We start from the raw sequence: 23257 nt of genomic DNA on the forward strand, positions 1-23257 counted from the left end.
AAATGAGATACGCCCTATTGCTTTTTGCCATGGTGTGTTGTTTAAGCTGTGGCAGCTCCACAAAGAAAAAAGACCATCAGTTGCTGGTGGTAAAAAAGACAAACACGCCCCCAACGCTCGACGGCAAGGCCACCGAAAACGTTTGGAACCTGGCCACATGGCACCCCATCGATCAGAATTGGCTGGGCGACGCCTACAGTTTTGAGGATTTTAACGGTCGCTACAAGCTCAGCTGGGATGAGGACTACCTCTACCTTCTGGTGGAGATCACGGATGACACCCTCTATGATGCCCGCAAAGATCCGTTAAAGCTCTGGTGGGATGACGACTGTGTGGAGGTCTTCCTCGATGAAGACAATTCGGGTGGACTGCACCAGTTCAGCCATAACGCCTTTGCCTATCATATCGCCCTCGACGGGAATGTGGTAGACCTGGCACCTGATCGCGAGCCCCGCCTTTACAATGACCATATCAGCTCGGCCAGGGAAACCGAAGGCAATCTCACTACCTGGGAGATGGCCATCAGGCTATATAAAGATACCTACCAGGACGGCGCCGTTAATGTACACGTGCCCCTGAAGGCTGATAAAAAAGTGGGATTTGCCCTGGCCTACTGCGATAATGACGGCAGTGCGGAGCGGGAAAATTTTATAGGATCGGTATTTGTTCCAGGAGAGGATAAAAACCAGGGATGGATCAATGCAGATATTTTTGGCACCCTGGTACTGGAGGAATAAGACTTATTGCAGTACTACAGAGCTGTAGGCAGAGACGAGTTTAAAGATTCGGTTGGTATTTCCCTGCCCTGAATTGCCGGTATACACCATTTCTCCACCGCTTTTACTTCCTTTCAACTTCCATGCACTGGGATAATTAAAGTCGGAATACGAATTCTGTACCGAGATATTAAAGGGTGTTGAGGGGAAATTACACTCCAGTTCCCCGTTCTTCATCTCAATTTCGATGGACTTAAAATTGGGATCCACCGCACTGATATAGATGGTCCCCAGATCATTCCTTCCAAACAGGTTTTTAATCACCTTATTGATCCTCACTTCAGAGGAGGTCGATTTAAGGTTGAGTTCGGTTACCGCATCGAGTTCTACCACATCGGTATAGCTGGTATTGAGGTTGCCGTATTTCCACTGGGCCACTTTTACCGGGGTATAGGAGGCGGTGATCTGTGTTTTATCCCCTTCTATGCTGGAAGCATGCAACCTTGCGTAAGACAAGGTTGCATTGATGTTTTTAGTGTTGGCTGCCAGCTTTACTTCCCCGTGGCGTACGTTCATTTTCAGTATGGCCGATTTTGGCATTTTGATCCTGATGGTCTTTTTCACCTTGTACGATTTGGATTCCCCGCCTTCCGAATGGAAGAAGATACTCGGCGCATCCGATTGTCTCATTTGAAACAAAGCTTTTTCCCGTACTTCCCTGACTTCCTTTCGGGCACGTTCCCTGTCCTGCATGGCCTGTTCCCGGGCTACCTGCGCCTGCTCCCTCATTTCCTGCCGCTGTTCTTCCATTTCCTGACGATGTTCATCCATTTCGGCTCTTCGTTCTTCCATGGCTTCACGCCTGTCTTCCATAGCCTCTTTGTTAGCTTCAGCCCTTTCGGCAAATTCCTTGCCCCAGGCTTCCATTTTATCCTGGTATTCCTTGTCGAAACTCTTGTTAAATTCCTTCTTCCACTTCTTCATATACTTCTCCCCGTCCTTTTTAAAGGCTTCATAGTCGAAGTCGAAATCGGGCATAGGCGGCAATGGTGGCATATCGGGCATAGGCGGCATGGGTGGCATTTCAGGGATCTCAATATTGCTGATGATCGCCTCCACATCCGGAATTTCGATGTTGTGAAATTCCATCTTGCTACCCTCGGGCCATAAACCGGCCATTTTGGCCCAGCCCCAGCCACCTGAGGTGCTTACCTCGATGGTTTTGCTATTCCCCAGGATCTTGATCCCGGCTTTTTCATAATAGGCTTTGGCTTCTTCTTCCGTGGCGCCTTCGAGTTCTATGGTGCCTTCCACCACCACCTCGTTTTTATCCCAGGTTTCAAATACGATATCGGCATAACTGGTATTGATGTCGATCACCGCATCGGCCTCCACCTTAAATTCTTCCTTATAGGTCTTGGTCTGCTTTTGGGCAAACCCTGCTGTACCGCAAAGGACAAGAGCCAGGGTTAAAAGTTTAAATTGTGTTAGTCGTAACTGTTTCATTGTCTGATGATTTTAATTGATGTAATTTTTCCTTGAGTTTTAATAAGAGTTGTAAGCGTATTTGTAAGTTTTTGATAAGTGCCCCTATGGTTTGTTCATTGGGGCCAATTTCGTTGAGTTCCCGGTTCAGGTTCTGGTATTCGGTGTTCAGTTCAGCCAGCCTGCCCATAAAGTCGTCTATGATCACCTTGTTGTCTTCGGAGAGTTCAAGGCGGGAGAGTTCCAGGTTGATGGAGCTCACATAATAAGTCTCCACTTTTTTAAGGTCGGGCGAGAGGTCCCCCAGGGAAATAGCATAGGTCGCTTCCGTTTCCGCTGGCTTTTCGAGTACGGTAGTTTTTACCGGTACCTCGGTCTGCATCTGTTGTACAAAGACAAAGCCCAGCCCAATCAGCACCACCACTGAGGCGGCCATCCCGAGGACGTAATAGAAGGAGCGTTTTTGTTTTGGGAAGGCCTCTTCCAGCCGATCTTCAAAACGGGCTTCATGCCCTGCCTTCATCTCGTGCTTTTTAGCGCGTTCCTCTTCAAATAATGTTCTAAGATCCTGTTTCATGTTCTTTTTTTGTTAATAAGGCACGTAAATATCCTTTCCCCCGCATAAGTCGGGTCCTGCTGGCAGTGGGAGACAAGTCGAGAATCTCGGCTATCTCATTGTGGTCGTAGCCTTCCAGCAGGTATAGCTGCACCACATATTTGTATTTTTCAGGCAGTTTCTGCATCGCATTTTTTACTTCTTCCACTGAAACCGGCTGCTCTACTGTCCACTCGGGTTCCTCCGCAATTTGCATCTCATATTCGTCTATGGAGACACTCCTTTCTTTCTGTTTTTTCAGGAAGTCGAGGCATTTGTTGATCACAATTCGCTTCAACCATGCACCGAAGGTGACATCCCCCCTGAACTGCTCAATCTTTTTAAAGGCCTTTATAAAAGCTTCCTGCACCAAATCTTCTGCCTCATCCTGTCGGTTCACAAACCGCATCGCCACACAGAACATGCCTTCGCAATACTGCTTGTACAGGGCCATTTGCGCCTTCCTGTCGTTCGCCCTGCAGCGATCTACCAGGTCTGAACCTATCATGTGATTTGTTTCCAACGTTGGTTGAGTTGTTATTTAAAAGACGAATTAAAAAAAGGGGTGTTGCAAAATATCCTATTTTTAAGCAAATATTTTTCTCCTTCCTTGAAACAAGTTACCATTAAAAACGATTCCCTTGAGTTAACCACCCTCAACTACGGTGCTGTGGTACAAAAGTTGATGGTAAAAGACAGGATGGGAAAACCTGTGAATTGCGTTGTGGGCTTTGAAAATCCCGAAGATTACAGGGAGGATGATCGATTTTTGGGTGCCTGTGTAGGCAGGTTTGCCGGGCGGATATCCGGAAGTCAGTTGCAGATTGAAGACCAGACATATCCCATTTATTCCCAAGAAGGAGTCCACCTCCACGGGGGTAAAAAAGGCTTGGGAAAAAGGATATGGACCCTCACCGAGTTGAAGGAAGGAAAAGATCCCTCAATAACTTACGAATATCTCAGTCCCCACCTGGAAGAAGGCTACCCCGGCAATTTAAAGGTAGAGGTCACCTATCAACTAAAGGACAACAGTCTGAGTATAATCCAAAAAGCGACCACCGACCAACCCACCGTTGTCAACCTTACCAACCACAGCTATTTCCGTTTAGATAAGAAAGCCGAAATAGATCATCTTATGCTTCAGGTTTTTAGTGAAAAGCGACTGGAAACGGGGGAAAACCTCGTCCCAACCGGCCAATTGCTCCCTGTGGAAAATACATCCTATGATTTTCGTAAGCCGGTGGCGCTGGGAAAAACCCGACTTGATACTCCCTACGTCACAGATCCGGGACATAATCCAAAGGTGATCGCCTGGTCGCCCCTATCAGGGATCAGGATACGGGTAGATTCTAACCAGCCATCTGTGGTGGTTTATACCCCTGAAGATCTGCCGGCTATCTGTTTTGAAACCCAAAACTATCCCGATGCGCCTGCTCACGCAGCCTTTCCTTCCTGTCTTATACTCCCGGGAGATACCTATAGGAATGAATCTGTTTTTAGCTTCGATTTAGTACCTTAGGCAGATATAAACCTAATTGATCTGAAATGAAAATATTAAAATGGATTGTCGGAATATTGGTCGTACTGGCCTTGTTATTTTACTTTGTGGCCATGCCCTTTATGAGGGAACAGACCAAAAAGAATAGTCCGGAGACCACCAATGTTTACCAGGAAGGTGGTTATGACCTGCTTGTAAATTACAGTAGTCCGTCTAAAAAAGACCGTGTGATTTTCGGGGAACTGGTACCTTACGATAAGGTATGGCGTACGGGAGCCAACGAACCCACCCGTTTTGAGACAAAAACCGATATCATGGTAAAGGGAAAACCCCTGCCGGCCGGTTCTTATTCCCTGTGGACCATTCCCGGCAAGGACAAATGGACCATCATCTTTAACAGTGAGATCCCTGATTGGGGGGCCACCCTCAGCAGTATGGGAAAGGATGCCACCAGGAATCCTGAAACCGATGTAATACAGGTAGAAGCTTCGGTCATCGACATGTCTGCCAGTCAGGAAAGTTTTACCATTACTTTTGAAGACGACTACGGCCTCTTCCTCACGCTCATGTGGGATAAGACCAAAGTTCAGGTGCCCATTTTCAGAAAGACTTGAGTAAAAGCGGTAACATAGGAAAAAAGAGTGCTTCTGAACTAAAATCCAGGAGAAAGAAAACCCCTTCCACAAAGGAATTGATGGATGGTATTTTGCGGGGAGATCAGCCCATGCTGGCCAGGGCCATTACCCTGGTAGAAAGTACAAATCCCGAACATCAGGAAAAGGCCTATAAGATCATTGAGCGAAGTCTTTCGCATAAAAATGATACGCTCAGAATAGGCATAACGGGAGTACCCGGGGTAGGGAAAAGTACCTTTATTGAGAGTTTTGGCAGCATGCTTACCGGGATGGGAAAAAAGGTAGCGGTGCTTGCCGTAGATCCTACCAGCACAGTGAGTAAGGGCAGTATCCTTGGCGATAAGACCCGTATGCCACATCTGGTAAATGACCCCAACGCCTTTATCCGTCCTTCTCCTTCGGGGGAGTCACTGGGAGGGGTAGCCCGAAAAACCAGGGAGAGTATCATACTTTGCGAAGCCGCAGGTTACGATGTGATTTTGGTGGAAACGGTGGGTGTAGGCCAGAGTGAAACAGCTGTCCACAGCATGGTCGATTTTTTCCTGCTGCTGAAACTCAGCGGGGCCGGGGATGAATTGCAGGGTATTAAACGGGGGATTATGGAAATGGCTGATGCTATCGTCATCAACAAGGCTGAGGGAGATAACATCAAACGGGCAGAACGGGCCAGGAGTGAATTTGAACGGGCACTGCACCTATATCCGCCAAAGGAAAGTAATTGGAGCCCAAAAGTGCTGACGTGTTCTTCCCTCAACGGCTCGGGCATACCCGAGATCTGGCAGATGGTCAATGCCTTTGCCATCCAGAGTAAGGGATCGGGCTATTTTAAAAGCAACAGGCAGGATCAGAATACCTACTGGTTTCATCAGACTGTAGAATCCCTGCTGCAGCGGCAATTTTACCATCAGTCTTCAGTAAAAAAAGCCATGGCACCCCTGCAAAAAGCGGTGGAGGAACTCCGTATTTCGCCCTTTCGTGCGGCCGAGCAATTGCTGGAAGCCTATTCAAAAGGTCTTAAATAAAAAGCCTAAATTTGCCACCAACAAGCCAGCTGCATGACGCCTAACACCAACGCACTTCTTTCTATTGTGGTCCCTTTGTACAACGAAGAGGAAAACGTGGAGCTACTTACTACCAAGATCCATGAAAGCCTGGAGGGTTACCAGTATCAGATCATTTATGTAGATGATTTTTCCAAAGACAACACCCGGAAAGTTGTCAAAGAAATGGAAGATGAGAACGTGCATCTGATCTCCCTGAAAAAAAATTACGGACAAAGTCTTGCATTGGCTGCAGGCCTCGATTACGCCCAGGGGGAGTATATTATTACAATGGATGGCGACTTACAGAATGATCCCAGTGATATTCCCCAAATGCTCGAATTTGCGCTGAGCGGGGAATTTGATGTGGTAACCGGGATTCGTCAGAAAAGAAAAGATTCTCTGGTGAAGAAGATTCCGTCTAAGATCGCCAATTTCCTGGTGAGAAGGGTGACGAAACTCGACATAAAAGACAACGGCTGTGCCCTGAAAGTATTCACCAGAGACATCGCCAAAGACTTAAACCTCTACGGGGAAATGCACCGCTTTATCACCCTTTTGGCCTTCCTTGAAGGGGCACAGATCAAACAGGTACCGGTAAAACACCATGCCCGCCACGCCGGGGTTTCCAAATACGGCCTGGAACGTGTCTTTAAGGTAGTAGCAGATATGATGCTGCTATTATTTATCAGGAAGTATTTCCAGCGCCCCATCCATTTGTTTGGCATCCTGGGGGTATTGCTGATCATTCTCGGGATCCTGATAAATTTCTACCTCCTGCTCGTAAAACTAGGCCTGGGAGAAGACATCGGAAACCGGCCATTGCTGATTTTCGGGATGATGTTTATCATTGGGGGCATACAACTTTTCACCATCGGTATCGTCATGGAACTGCTTATTCGCACCTATTACGAATCGCAGAGCAAACGACCCTACCGTATTAAAAACGTCAACATAGGTGGCAAAACTGCGTAAAAAAGGCATTACCCTTTTAAAGATCCTCGTTAGTGCTGCCCTGCTCTATTTTATTTTTACCAAAATACCGTTTAAGGAGGTCTGGACTTCCCTTAAGACGGTAAACCCGCTTTACCTGTTTGGGGCTTTACTATTGTTCATTTTCTCAAAAGGGGTAGCAGCTTTCCGCCTCAACATCTATTTTCACAAAATCGGAATTCCCCTGAGTACTCAGACCAACCTCAGGCTCTATCTCCTGGGAATGTTTTACAACCTGTTTTTACCGGGGGGTATTGGCGGGGATGCCTATAAAGGATACTACCTTAAACAGCATTTTGAGGTAAAGACCAAAAGGGTGGTTGCTGTTCTTCTGCTTGACAGGCTAAGCGGACTCTTATTACTCTTTGTCATTGCCTGTATCATCGGCATGATAATAGACGCCCCTGAGGTAGTCTCTTTTCGCTGGCTGTTCCTGGCGTGTATTCCACTAAGTATTGTTGTTTTCAGGGTAGTTTACGCCCGTTTTTTCTCCTATGTCCTGGGGATTTTCTGGAAAACAAACCTGTTATCGGCCCTGGTGCAGCTCGCACAACTCGGGAGTGTCCTTTTTATTCTTCAGGCGCTGGATATTGAAGTGGCCACCCGGGAATATCTCTTTATTTTCCTTATCTCCTCCATCGTCTCCGTAATTCCCCTTACCATTGGTGGAATCGGAAGCCGGGAACTGGTATTCCTCTACGGTGCGCTTTGGCTGGGTCTTGAAGAAGAAAGATCTGTTGGTATCAGTATGCTCTTTTTCCTGATCACGGCTTTGGTTTCCCTGGCCGGATTCTGGTACCATTTTAAAAAACCGGTACCCGATACGCGCTAAGAATCATGGTTTGTGCAGCAGGTACATCTTATTAAGGATGCCAGGACGTGTTTCAGGATTCAGAAACTTTCCCTGCAAACGTGTGATCCTGAATTGGTCCACTTCATATTCCATATCCCAGTAAATACCCTCCTCATCCAATCGGGTTAATTCCTCTTCGTTGGCATATATCCAGATGTCCTGCAATTGCTTTATTTCCTCAAGGCTTGAAATATTCACAGGGTTCTGGTTATAAAAATCCAGTGCCCAGGTATGCCTTGTGGAGATCTTGTGAATCCGATCTACAGGAATGTCTTTTTCCTCTACGATCTCAGCCATATTTGATCCCCCCTGGTACTTTAATAATTCCGGATAAAAATGAAGGTTCAACACCCCGTTGAGCAGGACCGAAGCGAGAATAGAGATGGTGATAATACGCAGATAAGGTGCTTCTTTTTTTACGATAAAATAGGCCACTACGGCATAGGCGATAAACAAAGGGACATAGGCAAGCCAGGTTGCCCACTCAAAGACATAGAAACAGATCAGGGCCGTGGCGATAAAAACCAGGCTCAGCACAAAGTACTGTAAGCCCAATACGATATTTAATGCCCGTGTATTTTGCTTCCTTTTGAGGGCGAAGAGATATGAAGCTGCGAGAATAGAAAACAAAGGGATCAGGATATTGAGATAATGGGGCAGTTTAAATTGGGCAAAACTGATGATGATAAAAATAACCCCAATGCCCCCCACGGTCAGCAATTCAAATTTCGGGTTCCTCCTGAAATGGGTTTTAATTAATTTCTTTAATTGTGAATAATAGGCAATTAAACCGATCAGCGTCCAGGGCAGGAATACCCAAAGGAAGGTATGGAAAAAGAAAAAATAGTCGCTGCTATTCTTTCCCACTCCTTCCCCGCTTAAGCGTTCAAAACTCTGTTCCCAGAAGATAAAAAGGATACCACTTCGGTTGGTCTTTCCCCTGATCACCTTTTCGGGGTGCAGGTCGAATTGCTGGTAATAGGCGTATAACATCGGACTGATAGTGAGGGCAAATATCAACAGGGCCAGCAGTACTTTCCAATGGAAGAGTCGCTTCCATTCTCCGGAATAAGCCAGGTGAAAAAATACGGGAATCCCTATAACCAGCAGGGCGATCTGGCCCTTGGTAGAAAATGCGATGCCGGCCGCAAAAGCGCCCAGGAGAAGGGCGGGTAAACTGGCATCTTTTATATATTTTGCCAGTTGCCATATGGCAAAGATGGTAAAGCCTGTTAGCACGGCATCGGTGCGCACATCGATATTTGAAAGGACGATGGTCTGAGCCGTCAGGAATATCAATCCGGCTACTTTTCCCACTTGTTTGTTGTAGAGTAAGCTACCCAATCCCATAGTACTGTATGCACCCAGCAATGTAGCAAGGAGAGCTGGTATTCGGTAGGCCCAGTCGTGTATCCCGAAGACCTTGTAAGCCAGAGCGGCCAGCCAGTAATGCATATGGGGTTTGTCCAGGTATTCTTCCGGGCCTTTAAATAGGCTGAGGAAGTCATTTTCCTGTACCATCCGCATAGCCATCACCGCAAACTGTGCTGAATCGTTTTCAAAAAGGGTAACAAAAAGGCCCGCCACATAGACCAGGAGGATGAGGACAAATAAACTCCAGTATCGGGCAGATGAGATCATAGTCGGGTCCTGTCTATAGCAAAGATATACAAGCGGAAGAAAAGCCAGCCCATCAACAAGCCTACAAGTGCTCCGCTGAGTACATCAAGTGGAAAGTGAACCCCGATATAAATGCGGCTATAGGAAACTACCAGGGCCCAGGTGATCAACAACCAGGGGAGTATACGGTTAGAGGAGCGGAAAAAGTGGGTAAAGAAAACAGCCACAGCAAATGAATTTGCCGCATGGGCCGAAAAATACCCGAATTTCCCTCCACAGGATGATTTAACCAGGCGGAAGAGCCCGTCGAGCTCAGGATCATAACAAGGTCTTAACCGGCCAACTCCTATTTTAAAAAAATTGGCCAGCTGGTCACATACGGTGATCAACAGGGCGACAAACACTAAAAGAAGGAGGGTTTTTTTCCAACCAAGGGAGCGTCCGGCGAGAAACAGGAGGATAAGGTAAAGGGGAACTGAAGTAAATTTGTTGGTCATCAACATCCAGAACCCATCCCAGGTAGGGGTTCCCAGATTATTGAGATAGAGAAAAACATTCTTGTCAATATGGAGAAGTTCTTCCCACATCTCAGTCATCGTATCTGGCTATTTCCCTGTCGTAAAACGTATTGGCGGCTTCAAAAAGTTCCCTGGCTTCGACTTCCAGTTCTTTTTCATCTTCCTTGGAAAATTCTTCCAGCCATGCTACCTCGTCGTTCTCAAGATTGATTACAAAACGGGGATATTCAGTGTGGATGATAAAAATGGCTGAGGGATGATCGGTATTGTCTCCAAACAAAAATTTGGGTAGGTCCATAGAAAAATATTTGACTATTCTTATTCACTGCTTCCTGCAGCTTCTAAAGCTAATTTTCTGGTTAAATAATTAAATCGAAGATACAACATAATCGCAGATGCCGTTAACCCCGCCAGAAGGCCAATCCATATTCCTGTACTGCCCAGTTGGGTGTGCAGACCCAGATAGTAACTGATGGGAAAACCGATAAGCCAGTAGGCGATAAAAGTGATTCCTGTTGGGATCTTTACATCCTGCAGGCCTCGCAAGGCTCCCAGGATAACCACCTGCAAACCGTCGGAGATCTGAAAGAAGGCAGCAACCAGTAAAAGCTGCGCTGCCAGGGCAATCACTTCCATATTGTCGGCCTGGTTGGTGATATCATCCACATCGAGGTAAATGGTGGGGAACCAGAATCGGCAGACCAGGAAGAGGATGGCAAAGCCAATTTCAAGGATGAGGGTAAGGAAGAAAATCGACTGGGCGATTCGCCTTAACTCTCCCCAATCTCTAAGTCCTTTCTGATTGCCTACGCGGATCATGGCGGCCACCCCCAGACCCATCCCAAACATAAAGGTCATGCTACTAAGGTTTAAAGCGATCTGATTTGCAGCCTGGGGGTTCTTCCCCAACACCCCGCTAAGCCAGATGGCTGCGGTAAAAATGCCCACTTCAAAAAACATCTGCAGGGCTGAGGGAAACCCGAGGTTGATAATCTTTTTCATCACTTTATTCTCCAGGACTTTGAAATTAAAACCGGTAACATAGAAGTGAAATTTTTTCTTTTTGTTCAGCAGGATCCAAAGGAAGGCCAGCATCACAAAGCGTGAAATAAGAGTACCTATTGCAGCCCCTACAATGCCCAGTTTGGGAAATCCAAACGATCCGAATATCAGCAGGTAGTTCAGGATAATATTGAGCACGTTGGCCAGGATGGTGGCGTACATGGGGTATTTGGTCTGTGAAAGTCCTTCCGAAAACTGCTTAAAGGCCTGGAACATGATCAGGGGAACCAGGGAAAAAGCCACCAGGTCGAGATAGGGAATGGCCAGGACAACCACCTCCGGAGGCTGATCCATCAGGTACATCAGGGGTTTCATCAAGAGGATAAGGCCAAATAGGGAAATACCCAGGACTGTACACAGCACCAAACCGTGCTTTAAGGCGCGTTTCCCATCTTCTTTTAATCCGGCACCATCGGCCTCAGCTACAAGGGGGGTGATGGCGGTTGAAAATCCTATACCCAGAGACATGGCGATAAAAACAAAGCTGTTCCCCAGGGAGACCGCCGCCAGTTCGGCCGTACCCAGCTGCCCTACCATGATATTGTCTGCAAAGGCCACAAAAGTATGTCCCAGCATCCCCAGGATCACCGGTACGGAGAGGGTAATATTGTATCTGAATTCCCGGGTATATCGTTTAAACAAAGGAAAGGGTTTAGGGTTAGAGGCTTTTGGCGTTATTCCAGTGAACATCCATTTCGGCCAGGGTCATTTCTTTGAGTGACTTACCTGCCTCTTTGGCTTTGGATTCGAGATAGGAAAACCTTTTGATAAACTTTTTATTGGTTCTTTCAAGGGCATTTTCGGGATTCACTTTTAAAAAGCGGGCGTAGTTGACCATGGAAAACAGAACATCCCCGAATTCAGCTTCGATGCGCTCCTCCTCCCCCCTATTTATTTCCTGCTGCAATTCGCCCAATTCTTCCTGTAGTTTCTCAAAGACCTGCTGCGGCTCCTCCCAATCAAAACCTACTCCGGCCACTTTGTCCTGTATTCTGTTGGCCTTCACAAGGGCAGGCAGGCTGGCAGGAACCCCTTCCAGCACACTTTTCTTCCCTTCAGACAGCTTTATATTTTCCCAGTTCTTTTTTACTTCTTCTTCATCAGCCACATCCACATCCCCGTAGATATGCGGGTGGCGGTGGATGAGTTTCTCACTGATGGCATGGCAGACATCGGCGATATCAAAATCGCCGGTTTCAGATCCGATCTTAGCGTAAAAAATGATGTGCAGCAAAAGGTCGCCCAATTCCTTTTTGATCTCCTCGGCATCTTCGTCCAGGATGGCATCTCCCAGTTCATAAGTCTCTTCAATAGTGAGGTGACGAAGGCTTTGCATGGTCTGTTTCTTATCCCAGGGACACTGCGCCCGTAATTCGTCCATTATGGTAAGTAATCGGTCGAGGGCTGCTAACTGGTCTTTCCGCGAATTCATGAGATTTATTTTGCGCAAAAGTACAAAGATGAAAGTTTTGGGGGTGCCCAATTTTTAGAGTATTTTTAAAGTGCTTCCTCTGACAAAAACGAGGTGGCCATCAGAAAAAATCAAGCACTTATGAAATCATTTTCCAGAATTACCCTGTTTATCCTGATAACGGGGATTTTCAGCTGTTCAGAACCCCAATCCTTTGATATCCTTATAAAAAACGGCTACGTCCTCGACGGATCCGGGGAGAAAGGTTTTACAGGGGATGTGGGAATCAACGCCGATACTATTGCCGCCATGGGAGACCTCGGCGATGCCAGAGGAAAGCAGGAAATAGATGCCACGAATCTCACCGTTGCCCCCGGTTTTATTAATATGCTTAGCTGGGCCAACGTAGCCCTGATCGAAGATGGACGCTCGCAGAGTGATATCAGACAGGGAGTAACCCTTGAGGTAATGGGAGAAGGACGTTCTATGGGACCCTTAAACGAAAAAATGGCCGCTAATATGGCTGAAGGTCAGCAAAGCATCACCTACGATGTAAGCTGGCGAACGCTTGGGGAATACATGAACTTTCTGGAAAATAAGGGCGTCTCTACCAATATCGCCTCCTTTGTCGGAAACGGCACTGTGCGCGAATACGTCATGGGATACGAGAACAGGGTTCCTGCCGTAGAGGAACTGGCACAGATGGAAAGCCTCGTACAGCAGGCTATGGAAGAAGGTGCCGTAGGATTATCTACTTCCCTGATCTATGTTCCCAGCGGTCATGCCCAGACTGAAGAGATCATTTCCCTGGCCAAAGTCGCGTCAAAAAACAATGGCATGTACGTTTCACATATAAGGGATGAGGAAGGCAAATTACTGGAAGCAGTACAGGAGCTGATCACCATTGCCGAAGAGGCAAAACTACCCGCCGAGATCTATCACTTTAAGGCCTCGGGTACTGACAACTGGCATTTGCTAGACAGTGCGATTCAACTGGTGGATAAAGCCAGAGCAAAAGGATTGCAGATAACCACCGATATGTATATGTACAATGCTAGTTCAACGGGGTTAAATGTACTGCTCCCTGCCTGGGCGAAAGAAGGAGGGCACAGCAGCACAATCAATTTAATGAAACAAGCTCCGATGAGAAAAAAGATGATCGCGGAGATCGATTTTCATGTCCCGCCTGTAAACATACTGCTGGTGGGCTTCAGAAATCCCGAAATGAGAAATCTTATCGGAATGACACTGGCAGATGTGGCAGAAGAGCGGGGAAAATCGGCGAGGGAAACCGTTGTGGATCTCATTTTTGAGGATGACAGTCGAATTCAGGTGGTCTACTTTTCCATGTCTGAAGAAAATGTAAAGAAAAAACTGACACTGCCTTATATGGCTATCTGTTCTGATGCCGGTTCCTATACCAATGAAGGGGTATTCCTTGAGCAAAGTACGCACCCCAGGGCTTATGGTTCTTTTGCCCGACTCTTAGGGCATTTTGTGCGGGAGGAAAAGGTAATCTCCCTGGAAGAAGCCATCCGTAGATTGACCCTCCTGCCGGCAACAAATTTAAAGCTCGAGAAGAGGGGAGCACTAAAAGAAGGATACTATGCCGATGTGGTCCTCTTTGATGCGGAGACCATTACGGATAATGCCACCTTTAAAGAACCTCATCAATACGCTACAGGGATGAAACATGTGCTGGTGAATGGTGTACCTGTGCTACAAGACGGGGAACATACCGGAGCATTTCCCGGCAGGTTTGTGAAGGGACCCGGTTATGTGATGAAAGAAGAATCTCAATAAGTTTAACCAATGTGCTACGATATTAAAGCAAGCCTGGAGGCACAGCTAAAACGGGCCCGGCAATACGGGGATGAGATCGCCATCAGGGAGATTGAAGAAAAGCTGGCTCCTCTCACCGACCTGCCGATACACCACGCTTCCGGATTTCAGCATCCCAAATTGCTGATCTACACCGAGGACGACCCTGTATACCCTAAAGTAGCTAGCTGGGGTCTGGTCCCTCATTGGGTAAAAGACAGGGCACAGCAGAAAAAACTCTGGAACAACACCCTCAATGCACGAGGAGAGACCATTTTTGAAAAGCCTTCTTTCAGGACGGCAGCAAAATACCATCGTTGTCTCATCTATGTGGATGGTTTTTATGAGCATCATCATTTTAAAGGGAAGACCTATCCATATTTCATTCATAAGAAAGACAAGCAACCCTTGGTCTTTGCCGGATTGTGGAACCCCTGGCTCGATCCGGAGACCGGGGAATATCTCAATACCTTTACCATCGTTACCACAGAAGGAAATCAGATGATGGGCAGGATCCACAATAATCCTAAATTATCAGGCCCTCGTATGCCTTTGGTGCTGGACGAAGAGATAGCCGAAAAGTGGTTAATTGAAATAGAAGAAGAACTCGACGTTAAAGCCGTACAGGAACTGATCCACTCCTATCCCGAAGAAGAATTGCAGGCACATACGGTTCACAAATTAAGGGGGAAAGAATATCCGGGGAATGTGCCGGAGATCAATGAGGAAGTTATTTATCCGGAACTGCAGGATTAAATCACTGCAGCGGAAAAGCACAGGATAATTTCATATTTTAGTCTCCAGACAAAAATCAACACACCCTATGAAACTTTACAGTACACTATTACTCTTTTTCCTGCTTATCAGCGGCATCAGGGCTCAGGAGATTATTACCTTACCCTATGAGATCCCTGCAGGGCTGGAATGGGAAGGAGAGGAAAAGGCCTATTTTTCAACGATCTGGAATAACGAAGTAGTAACCAATGTATCTATCCCTACCATGCAGGTTTTCAGGCCCGATCCTGCGATAGCTACTGGCACCTCTGTGGTGGTAGCACCGGGAGGCGGACTCTATGCTTTGAGCATTGAAAGCGAAGGTAATATGGTGGCCAAATGGCTGAATAAAAAGGGAATTACTGCTTTTGTTCTCAAATACAGGCTGGTGCCCACGGGAGAGGATGGGGTAAAAGATCTCAACGAAACCAGCAGTAAAAACCTGGAGGAATTTAAAAGATTAATCGGTGCTGTAATGCCTCTTTCAGTAGCCGATGGCCTGACGGCTGTAAAATATGTCCGTTCCCATGCCGATGAACTTGGGGTTAAAAAAGACCGTATAGGCTTTATGGGCTTTTCTGCAGGAGGTGCGGTTACTATGGGCGTAGCTTATAATGCCACGGATCAAACCCGTCCCGATTTCCTGGTACCGGTCTATGCCTGGACCGATGCCATGCCGGTGCAGGAAGTATCTGAAAATGTCCCTCCCATGCTTGTAATCTGTGCTTCAGACGACCCTCTGGGTCTCGCCAGTGGCAGTGTTGCCCTGTACCAGTCCTGGTATCAGGCGGGTAAAAAAGCTTCCCTGCATATGTATTCCAAAGGCGGACATGGCTTTGGGATGAAAGAACAGGGCCTGCCCTCGGATACCTGGATAGAGCGCTTTTACGACTGGGCTGTCGCTGAAGAACTCGTTGCATCTGTCGATTGATATTTTTATGACTAAGCGAATGATGCGTTTAAAATTTATCTACCTGATCTTGTTTGTCTGGGCCGGTTGTTTTTTTGTAACAGCTCAGAAAGGAACCGACTTTAGTGAGGAGGTCGAACTGATCACAGAGAGATATAAACACCTCAGGTCCAAGAATCAGAAAACCGTTGTTTTTACCGGAAGTTCCAGTATCCGATTATGGGAAGGACTGGAGGAATATTTCCCGGGCCACCCGATCATCAATACCGGTTTTGGAGGTTCGGAGGCGGCAGATCTTCTGGAATTTATCAACCCTCTGATCCTGGATTACCATCCGACCAAGGTATTTATCTATGAAGGAGATAATGACATTAGTTTCAAGAGAAGTCCGGCAAGGGTTCTGCGTACAACCAAAAAGATCCTTAATCGAATCTGGACCGAATTTCCAAACACAGATATTGTCCTTATTGCTGCCAAGCCAAGTCCGGACAGATGGCATCTGAAAAGACGTTATCTCCGACTCAATCGCAAGTTTCAAAAATATGCAAACAAAACATCCCGGGTGGCCTATGCCAATGTATGGGATGTGATGATTCGCGGGGAGGAAGTAGACGACAGTTTATTTGTGGAAGATGGCCTCCACATGAATGATAAAGGATACTCCTTGTGGTACGAAGTACTTAAATCGCACTTAAATTAAGAATATATGAATGTTTTAAAATCTGTGTCTGGAAGTGTATTTATCCTGACATTACTATTGATGGTAACCTCCTGTGATGAGGCAAAAGAGGAGATCCCCATGCCGGCCCTCGATCTCAATGCAGAAAACCTTGTTCCCATCCCCACCCGGATGATTGCCACACAAGGGAGTTTCCGGCTCGATCAGTTTACCAGTATAATTACCTCAGGAGAAGAAGACGGCCTGGAAGAGGTAGCTTCTTTTCTCGCTGAAAAGATCAGCGGCAAGACCGGGTTACGACTTGAAGTGAACCCATTAAACATGCAAGAAGGCGATCCGGTTATACTGTTGTCTCAGAAAAAGGAAGGCAACTGGCCCAATAATGAGGCCTATACCTTATCGATCAGGCAGGATTCCATCATCCTTGAAATCCCAACCACAGAAGCTGCTTTCAGGGGAGTGCAAACCATCAGGCAGCTGATCCCTGAAATCAGTAATGACACCCTTGCTGAGCATTCTATCTGGCCTGTAGCTTCCGGAACCATTGAAGACCATCCCAATTTTGGATACAGGGGATCCATGCTCGATGTGGCCCGCCATTTCTTTAGTGTGGAAGATGTAAAAAAATATATAGACCTGCTAGCCTATTACAAGATCAATGTACTCCATCTCCACCTTACCGATGACCAGGGCTGGCGTATTGAAATAAAAGCATGGCCTAAACTTACAGAGGTCGGCGGAAGCACTGAGGTTGGGGGCGAAGCCGGTGGGTTTTTTACTCAGGACGATTATAAGGAAATCGTGGCCTATGCTGCTGACAATTACATGACCATCGTCCCTGAAGTGGATATGCCCGGACATACCAATGCTGCATCTGTGTCCTACCCCTTTTTAGACGGGACAGGTAAACCCCTGAAACTCTATGAAGGCACAAGGGTAGGCTTCAGCACATTTGACACCCGCAAGGATACCGTATATGCCTTTATCGATGATGTGGTCAGGGAAATATCGGCGATCACTCCCGGGCCTTATTTTCATATTGGTGGTGATGAGAGTCATGCCACCAAAAAAGCCGACTATATTTATTTTGTCAACAGGGTAGAAAAGATAGTTCAGAAACACGGCAAGCAAATGATTGGATGGGATGAAATCGCCCAGGCCGATGTAGACAGCACCTCCATTGCCCAATTCTGGTCGAGTGAGAAAAATGCGACCACCGCCATAGAAAAAGGTATGAAGGTGATCCTTTCCCCCGCCAAGAAAACCTATCTCGATATGCAATACGATACGCTATCGAAACACGGCTTACACTGGGCAGCCTACATCCCGGTAGATACGGCTTATGTCTGGAGTCCGGAGTCCTATGTGCCAGACATTCCCAAAGATCAGATCCTGGGAGTGGAAGCGCCACTCTGGTCTGAGACCATCAGCAATATTGAAGAATTGGAATACCTCGCTTTTCCCAGGGTCATCGGCTATGCCGAGCTGAGCTGGAGTCTGGAGGAAAACCGCGACTGGGAGGATTTTAAAGTAAGGCTGGCCAATCAGGCGCCTTTTATGGAGCGGATGAATGTAGCCTTCTATCCTTCTCCTCGAATAGACTGGGTGCAAGCCGAAAAGAAATCCAGGGAAATCCTCAAGGATTGATCCATTAAAATAACCGTAATTAACCAAAACCTAAACATATGAAAATCAAGTTCCTGTTACTCGCCATGATTTCATGTCTGGTCCTTCAGGGCCAGAATGACAACGACACCCTGCCCAAAGCAGAGGTGGTCACCACCATGCAGAGTGTAAACATCAATGGAAGGACCCATTATCTTAGCGCCCAGGCAGGTACCTTTGAAGTTCGGGATGAAAAAAACAAACCACTGGCCCTGATGGGGCATACCTTTTATACAAAAGGGGACAAGAGGGAAATAAATACCAGGAGAAGACCTATCGTTTTTGCCTATAACGGCGGACCCGGTTCCTCCTCCTACTGGTTGCACATGGGAATACTGGGACCAAAAAGAATTGTTGTCAACGACCCAGAATACACCCCCGCCGCACCCTATCAGCTGGTCAATAACAATTATTCCATTCTGGATGTAGCCGACCTGGTCATGATCGATCCGGTGGGCACCGGCCTGAGTGTACCCCTGGGAAAGGCAGAATTCAAGGATTTCTGGGGTGTAGACCAGGATATCAAAAGTTTATCATTGTTTATCAGGCAGTTCCTGATTGCCAACGACAGGATGAACAGCCCCAAGTATCTTTTGGGGGAAAGTTACGGGACCTTCAGGAATGCTGGACTGATGAATAAGCTTTTACAAGACGGGATTGCCCTCAATGGGGTTATCATGGTCTCGGCGGTTTTTGACCTTCGCACCCTGCTCTTCCCCCCTGATGACGACCTCCCTTATATTGTTCATTTTCCCACCTATGCCGCAACAGCCTGGTACCACGATATGGTTAGTGATAAACCTGAAGATGTGTACACTTTTTTAGACGAGGTAAGAAGGTTTACCGAAGAGGAATACACCCCGGCCCTTTTTAAGGGGGATCAGCTTACGGAAACTGAAAAATCAGATATAGCTATAAAACTAGCCGCTTTCACGGGTACCTCAGCAGATTATTGGTTAAAGGCAGACCTCAGGGTGACCAACAGCGAATTCTTTGCAGAATTCTTACGGGATAAGGGGCAGATCGTAGGTAGGCTCGATTCACGTTTTACCGGGATCAACCAGGACCTGCTTGCGCAGGAAGGGAACCACGATCCCCAGAGTTCGGCCATCTCTCCGGCTTATACCGCCGGTTTTCTGGACTACTTCCACCGGGAACTGAAGGTTGACAAGAAATTGCATTACGCAACTTCCGCCTATGAACGACAAGGTTTTAAATGGGATTGGAAACACGTAGGGAACGACCGTTGGGGAGCACAAGCAGCCATCAATACCGGAATAGATATGGCCCAGGCCATGTCGAGGGACCCCAATGTAAAGGTTTTGATTCTCAACGGAATTTATGACATCGCCACAGTCTTCTATGGGGTAGAGCACAGTATCAATCACCTGGGCCTAACCCCGGAAATCAAGAACAATATCATCATGAAGTATTACGAAGCCGGGCATATGATGTATACCCACCCACCTTCGATGGCCAAATTTAAGGAGGATGTATCGGAATTTATCAGGGATACCTCCCGCTGATAAACAACAGGAGGTATTTTGATTTTCTCGCTTATTTGTCTGTTCCCGGTAAGCCTTCGGGTTTTACCGTTTGCCAGGTGAATGCTTCCGCCTTTTTAGCTACAGGCCAGACCTCATCAAGGGTATTAGCCTCGTACACCGTTCCATTTCTTATCACATGCGTTAAAGTATTGGTATTGCGCAGCGATTCCAGAGGATTCCCTGAGAGGATAACTATATCAGCTAATTTACCAACCTCCAGTGACCCAAGGTCCTTTTCCAGGCCTAGGGCCGTAGCTCCCTGGATGGTGGCTACTTTTAAGGCATCGTGATTTTCCATCCCTCCGCTTGCTACAGACCACAGTTCCCAGTGGAAACCAAGTCCCTGTAATTGTCCGTGACTTCCTATTCCTGCAAGTCCACCTGCCTCAACCAGGTCCTTCATAAAAACCCCATGCTTTTGAAAAACATGTTCCTCATCCATAAACCAGCCCGGCCTCCTTCTCGATTTGTTGGCCAGTTCTTCGTAGGGAGTAAAATACTGGATTTTTTTATCGCCCCAGACATCTTCCCGCGAATAGTAGTAATTCTCTGCCCATGGCCCTCCGTAAGAAACCAGCAAGGTAGGTGTAACGGCCATTTTTGAATCAGCAATCGTTTTAACCACGTCATTATAAATAGGATAAATGGGTAACGAATGCTCGTGTCCTGGATATCCATCGAGTAGTTGTGTCATATTGAGTTTGAAATCGAGCCCTCCTTCCGTAGTAGGCATCAACTTCAGCTCTTTTGCCGCCATGATGACCCATTGCCGTTGCTGCCTGTTCCCCACTAGATACATCTTGATGGTTTTTGTATTGTAGTATTCACTGTACTGTTTAAGTACTTCCTTGGCGTGGTCGAGACTTTTGATCTTATACCTCCAGAACCCTACACCCGGACCTGTACTGTACACCCGGGGTCCGTGAAGCATTCCGGCTTCAACCATGTCGGAATAGGTAAGTACGTCCGTTGTTGCTGTCTGAGGATCTCTTGTGGTGGTTACCCCATAGGCCAGGTTGGCAGAATACATCCATACCTGGTTTTTATGAATGCCCCATTTCGGCCACATATGCGCATGTGTATCCACAAATCCTGGTGTCAGGGTCTTTCCGCTTACGTCTATAACTGTAGCTTCTTCGGGCACCGCAAACGAACCGCTGGCCCCTATGGCTTTTATTCGGTTATTCTCTATCAGTATATCTCCTCTTTCAATCACCTCATCCCCCTTCATACTGATAATACGTCCTCCTTTGAGCAGAAGCATTCCCTCCGGAATCTGCCTGGTGTAATTCACCTTTATTTTAAATTCTTCAGCTTTAAACGTTTCCGTATCTTCTTCCTTCTCCTCTGCCTTTTCTGTATCAGTTGAGTCCTTTTTCTTTTTTAATTCCCCCAGTTCTTTCTCCTTTTTCTTGGCTGCTGCCAGACTGTCCTTAAAGCTCTTTCCGGCTTCAAGGTCGTATCGGAAATGACTGGCACCTAACGACCAGTGAACTTTTTTGCTGTCTGAAGACCAGGCTGGAAATTCGCCCCCCATCACTGTAAGTTTCATCGCCGGGAAAGCGGCTTTATCAGCAGACGCGACAGAAATAGTAGGGGTCTTACCGTATCTGGGTATGATTACAGTATAGATATCGTTATTGATCTGTGCCAGTGCCGTTTTACCATCAGGGGATATCCGGATTTCTGAGGGCCGTGAAGCCTTATCATTATCTTCCCTATTGTCCTCTATCATAGGGAGGTATTGTTGTTCAGGCACATCGAAATGGTCCTTACCAAATATATCCTGTGATCCATAGGTTTCTATCCCTTTTAGTTTCAGGTGTACTTTCTCATCGGTGCCATCCCATCGAATGGAAAGCAATCCCTTGGTAGAATGACTCAGATAAATACGGTCATCAATTTTAGTGAAATGAGGTTGAGCCCTGCCTTTTGAGGTATCTATAAACTGGATGGAACCACCATCTGTTGAAATCCAGACTAAATCTTCCCTCGCTCCCCTTACTACAGGCCCTGTAGCATCCTCATATGCCTGTGCAGTACTTCGTAAAAAGGCAATCCTATTGCTGTTGTAAGACCATTCCGGAGAACTGTATATCCCGGCCTCCCTGCTTAGCTGCACCGGCCTTGGTCTTCCGTCTGTATTGACTTTAAAGAGATGGCCACCTCCAGGTTTCCAGGAGGTAAATACGATCCATTTCCCATCCGGAGACCAGGTGGGTTGCGCCTCGGTGAATTCATTATCTGTGAGCCTTCTGGGTGTCCCATCGGGAAAGTCCATCACATATAATCTGTTCAAAGCGGTAAACGCCAGTTTCTTTCCATCAGGGGAAGGTTTCGCATCTCGGATCTGGGTGACCAGAGCTTGTTGAGTATCTTCAATGGGATATTGGAACTTCAGCCTGGGACCCAGGTCTAAATTTATATCAGCAGAAAAAGGAATCTCTGTAGCCGAATTGTTCTCAATGTCGATTGAAAATATCTTTCCTCCGTATGACGCCACCAACTTTTTGCTATCAGGGGTAAACGACATAGCAGGCAGGACGCCCAAAGGGGCAATAGACTCCTGTTCGTCTCGCTGAACCGGGTAAGCCAGCCATCGTTCCTCTCCTGTTTTCAGATTGCTTAATACGAGTCCGGTCTGGGCCTCAAATCGGCTACCAAATACCAACCACTGCCCATCAGGGGAAAGTGTGGGGGTAAATGCAGAACCGTATCTGGAGGTGATTACATCCATCTCCCCATCTTCCATATCGTAAGTTCCCAGTTGGTATTGTGGCAACTGAGCATTGTAATTCCAGGCATTCCTCCTTTGTGAAAAGTAAAGCAGTTTTCCATCTGCACTAAAAGCAGGATCAATAACTTTCAGGTTTTTAGGTTCGCTGATCAGGGCGCTTCCCGATCCTCCTTCCCTGTGATAGATCTGAAATTTTATATTTCTTCTCCCTTTGGCGCCCACAATATACTCCCCGTCAGGGGTCCACTCTGCCGAAAAAAAGTTGTGTTTACTATCCTTGCTTACTTGTTTTTCTTCTTTATCTGAAAGGCTTAGCGTCCAGATATTGTCTGAACCACTCTTGTCGGAAATAAAAGCAATCGACTTACCGTCCGGACTAAACCTGGGATGAACATCATAGGCCAGTCCTGAAGTTAAAGCAGTCGCCTTTCCTCCCGTAATGGGAATGGAATAGATATCCCCCATAAGATCAAAGACAATGGTCTTCCCGTCAGGGCTTACATCTAAAGAAATCCAGGTGCCCTGGCTCGTAGTAAAATTGATGCTGCGCTCGGGTTCCAGAGGCAGTTCTTTCGTTGCCTTTTTTAGGGAATCGGGGGTTGATAGGCTATCCTGGGGAAATAAAAGTTGAGATTGGGAAATAAAAAAACTGAGGCAAAGTAACAGTAGATACCGGAATCGAGTCATTAGAAGTGCTT

Annotated in this window: 21 protein-coding genes; 12 read left to right on the forward strand and 9 right to left on the reverse strand. The window is 46.8% G+C overall.

Annotation, left to right across the window (positions count from 1 at the left end):
• Nucleotides 1–2 precede the first annotated feature (2 nt).
• Nucleotides 3–737: a sugar-binding protein gene (locus ACA086_RS07705; RefSeq protein WP_371002759.1), complete on the forward strand. Its 735-nt coding sequence runs from the start codon at nt 3–5 to the stop codon at nt 735–737.
• Nucleotides 738–740: 3 nt separating this feature from the next.
• Here the strand turns inward: ACA086_RS07705 and ACA086_RS07710 are convergent, their stop codons facing one another.
• From ACA086_RS07710 to ACA086_RS07720, 3 genes are read right to left on the reverse strand one after another with little or no spacing between them, the layout of a single operon-like run.
• A complete protein-coding gene (locus ACA086_RS07710) occupies nt 741–2222 on the reverse strand; it encodes a DUF4097 family beta strand repeat-containing protein (protein ID WP_371002760.1) in 1482 nt (493 codons plus the stop codon).
• The gene (locus ACA086_RS07715) at nt 2194–2778 is read right to left on the reverse strand and encodes a hypothetical protein (protein ID WP_371002761.1); all 585 of its coding nucleotides are present in this window, start codon (nt 2776–2778) and stop codon (nt 2194–2196) included. Before ACA086_RS07715 ends, ACA086_RS07710 begins: the two co-directional genes overlap by 29 nt.
• Nucleotides 2762–3304 carry an RNA polymerase sigma factor gene (locus tag ACA086_RS07720; RefSeq protein ID WP_371002762.1) on the reverse strand — a complete coding sequence of 181 codons (543 nt, stop codon included), beginning with the start codon at nt 3302–3304 and terminating at the stop codon, nt 2762–2764. Before ACA086_RS07720 ends, ACA086_RS07715 begins: the two co-directional genes overlap by 17 nt.
• 102 nt (nt 3305–3406) lie before the next feature.
• Here ACA086_RS07720 and ACA086_RS07725 point away from each other — a divergent pair, with 102 nt between their 5' ends.
• The 5 genes from ACA086_RS07725 to ACA086_RS07745 are packed head-to-tail and all read left to right on the forward strand — an operon-like array spanning nt 3407 to nt 7794.
• Entirely contained in the window at nt 3407–4315 is a 909-nt protein-coding gene (locus ACA086_RS07725; RefSeq protein WP_371002763.1) for an aldose epimerase family protein, read from the forward strand.
• Nucleotides 4316–4341: 26 nt separating this feature from the next.
• Nucleotides 4342–4908, forward strand: coding sequence for a DUF2911 domain-containing protein (locus tag ACA086_RS07730; protein WP_371002764.1), 567 nt, complete (start codon nt 4342–4344; stop codon nt 4906–4908).
• A complete protein-coding gene (gene meaB / locus ACA086_RS07735; RefSeq protein WP_371002765.1) occupies nt 4905–5951 on the forward strand; it encodes a methylmalonyl Co-A mutase-associated GTPase MeaB in 1047 nt (348 codons plus the stop codon). Before ACA086_RS07730 ends, meaB begins: the two co-directional genes overlap by 4 nt.
• Before the next feature lie 33 nt (nt 5952–5984).
• Nucleotides 5985–6944, forward strand: a complete 960-nt coding sequence (locus ACA086_RS07740; RefSeq protein WP_371002766.1) for a glycosyltransferase family 2 protein — start codon at nt 5985–5987, stop codon at nt 6942–6944.
• Nucleotides 6928–7794, forward strand: coding sequence for a lysylphosphatidylglycerol synthase transmembrane domain-containing protein (locus ACA086_RS07745; RefSeq protein ID WP_371002767.1), 867 nt, complete (start codon nt 6928–6930; stop codon nt 7792–7794). The genes ACA086_RS07740 and ACA086_RS07745 overlap by 17 nt, the downstream gene beginning before the upstream one ends.
• A 3-nt stretch (nt 7795–7797) precedes the next feature.
• Here ACA086_RS07745 and ACA086_RS07750 read toward each other — a convergent pair whose 3' ends face one another.
• The 5 genes from ACA086_RS07750 to mazG are packed head-to-tail and all read right to left on the reverse strand — an operon-like array spanning nt 7798 to nt 12447.
• Nucleotides 7798–9456, reverse strand: coding sequence for an ArnT family glycosyltransferase (locus ACA086_RS07750; protein ID WP_371002768.1), 1659 nt, complete (start codon nt 9454–9456; stop codon nt 7798–7800).
• Nucleotides 9453–10031, reverse strand: a complete 579-nt coding sequence (locus tag ACA086_RS07755; protein ID WP_371002769.1) for a phosphatase PAP2 family protein — start codon at nt 10029–10031, stop codon at nt 9453–9455. Before ACA086_RS07755 ends, ACA086_RS07750 begins: the two co-directional genes overlap by 4 nt.
• Entirely contained in the window at nt 10024–10251 is a 228-nt protein-coding gene (locus ACA086_RS07760) for a hypothetical protein (RefSeq protein WP_371002770.1), read from the reverse strand. The genes ACA086_RS07755 and ACA086_RS07760 overlap by 8 nt, the downstream gene beginning before the upstream one ends.
• 20 nt (nt 10252–10271) lie before the next feature.
• The gene (locus ACA086_RS07765) at nt 10272–11657 is read right to left on the reverse strand and encodes an MATE family efflux transporter (RefSeq protein ID WP_371002771.1); all 1386 of its coding nucleotides are present in this window, start codon (nt 11655–11657) and stop codon (nt 10272–10274) included.
• A 16-nt stretch (nt 11658–11673) separates the two neighbouring features.
• Entirely contained in the window at nt 11674–12447 is a 774-nt protein-coding gene (gene mazG / locus ACA086_RS07770) for a nucleoside triphosphate pyrophosphohydrolase (protein ID WP_371002772.1), read from the reverse strand.
• 120 nt (nt 12448–12567) lie between these two features.
• Between mazG and ACA086_RS07775 the strand changes: the two genes are divergently transcribed.
• From ACA086_RS07775 to ACA086_RS07800, 6 genes are all read left to right on the forward strand, one after another.
• Nucleotides 12568–14229 (forward strand): amidohydrolase family protein, encoded by a 1662-nt coding sequence (locus ACA086_RS07775; RefSeq protein WP_371002773.1) that lies wholly within the window; start codon nt 12568–12570, stop codon nt 14227–14229.
• A 9-nt stretch (nt 14230–14238) separates the two neighbouring features.
• Entirely contained in the window at nt 14239–15003 is a 765-nt protein-coding gene (locus tag ACA086_RS07780) for an SOS response-associated peptidase (protein ID WP_371002774.1), read from the forward strand.
• A 67-nt stretch (nt 15004–15070) separates the two neighbouring features.
• Nucleotides 15071–15952 (forward strand): alpha/beta hydrolase, encoded by an 882-nt coding sequence (locus ACA086_RS07785; RefSeq protein WP_371002775.1) that lies wholly within the window; start codon nt 15071–15073, stop codon nt 15950–15952.
• A gap of 19 nt (nt 15953–15971) precedes the next feature.
• Nucleotides 15972–16631: a GDSL-type esterase/lipase family protein gene (locus tag ACA086_RS07790; RefSeq protein WP_371002776.1), complete on the forward strand. Its 660-nt coding sequence runs from the start codon at nt 15972–15974 to the stop codon at nt 16629–16631.
• Between the two features lie 6 nt (nt 16632–16637).
• Nucleotides 16638–18257, forward strand: a complete 1620-nt coding sequence (locus ACA086_RS07795) for a family 20 glycosylhydrolase (protein ID WP_371002777.1) — start codon at nt 16638–16640, stop codon at nt 18255–18257.
• A gap of 38 nt (nt 18258–18295) precedes the next feature.
• Nucleotides 18296–19801, forward strand: coding sequence for a S10 family peptidase (locus ACA086_RS07800; RefSeq protein ID WP_371002778.1), 1506 nt, complete (start codon nt 18296–18298; stop codon nt 19799–19801).
• Between the two features lie 31 nt (nt 19802–19832).
• On the opposite strand, the gene ACA086_RS07805 is transcribed toward ACA086_RS07800, so the two are convergent.
• Nucleotides 19833–23246 carry an amidohydrolase family protein gene (locus ACA086_RS07805; RefSeq protein ID WP_371002779.1) on the reverse strand — a complete coding sequence of 1138 codons (3414 nt, stop codon included), beginning with the start codon at nt 23244–23246 and terminating at the stop codon, nt 19833–19835.
• Nucleotides 23247–23257 lie beyond the last annotated feature (11 nt).

Source organism: Muriicola sp. E247, assembly GCF_041358175.1.
Classification (GTDB): Bacteria; Bacteroidota; Bacteroidia; order Flavobacteriales; family Flavobacteriaceae; genus Muriicola.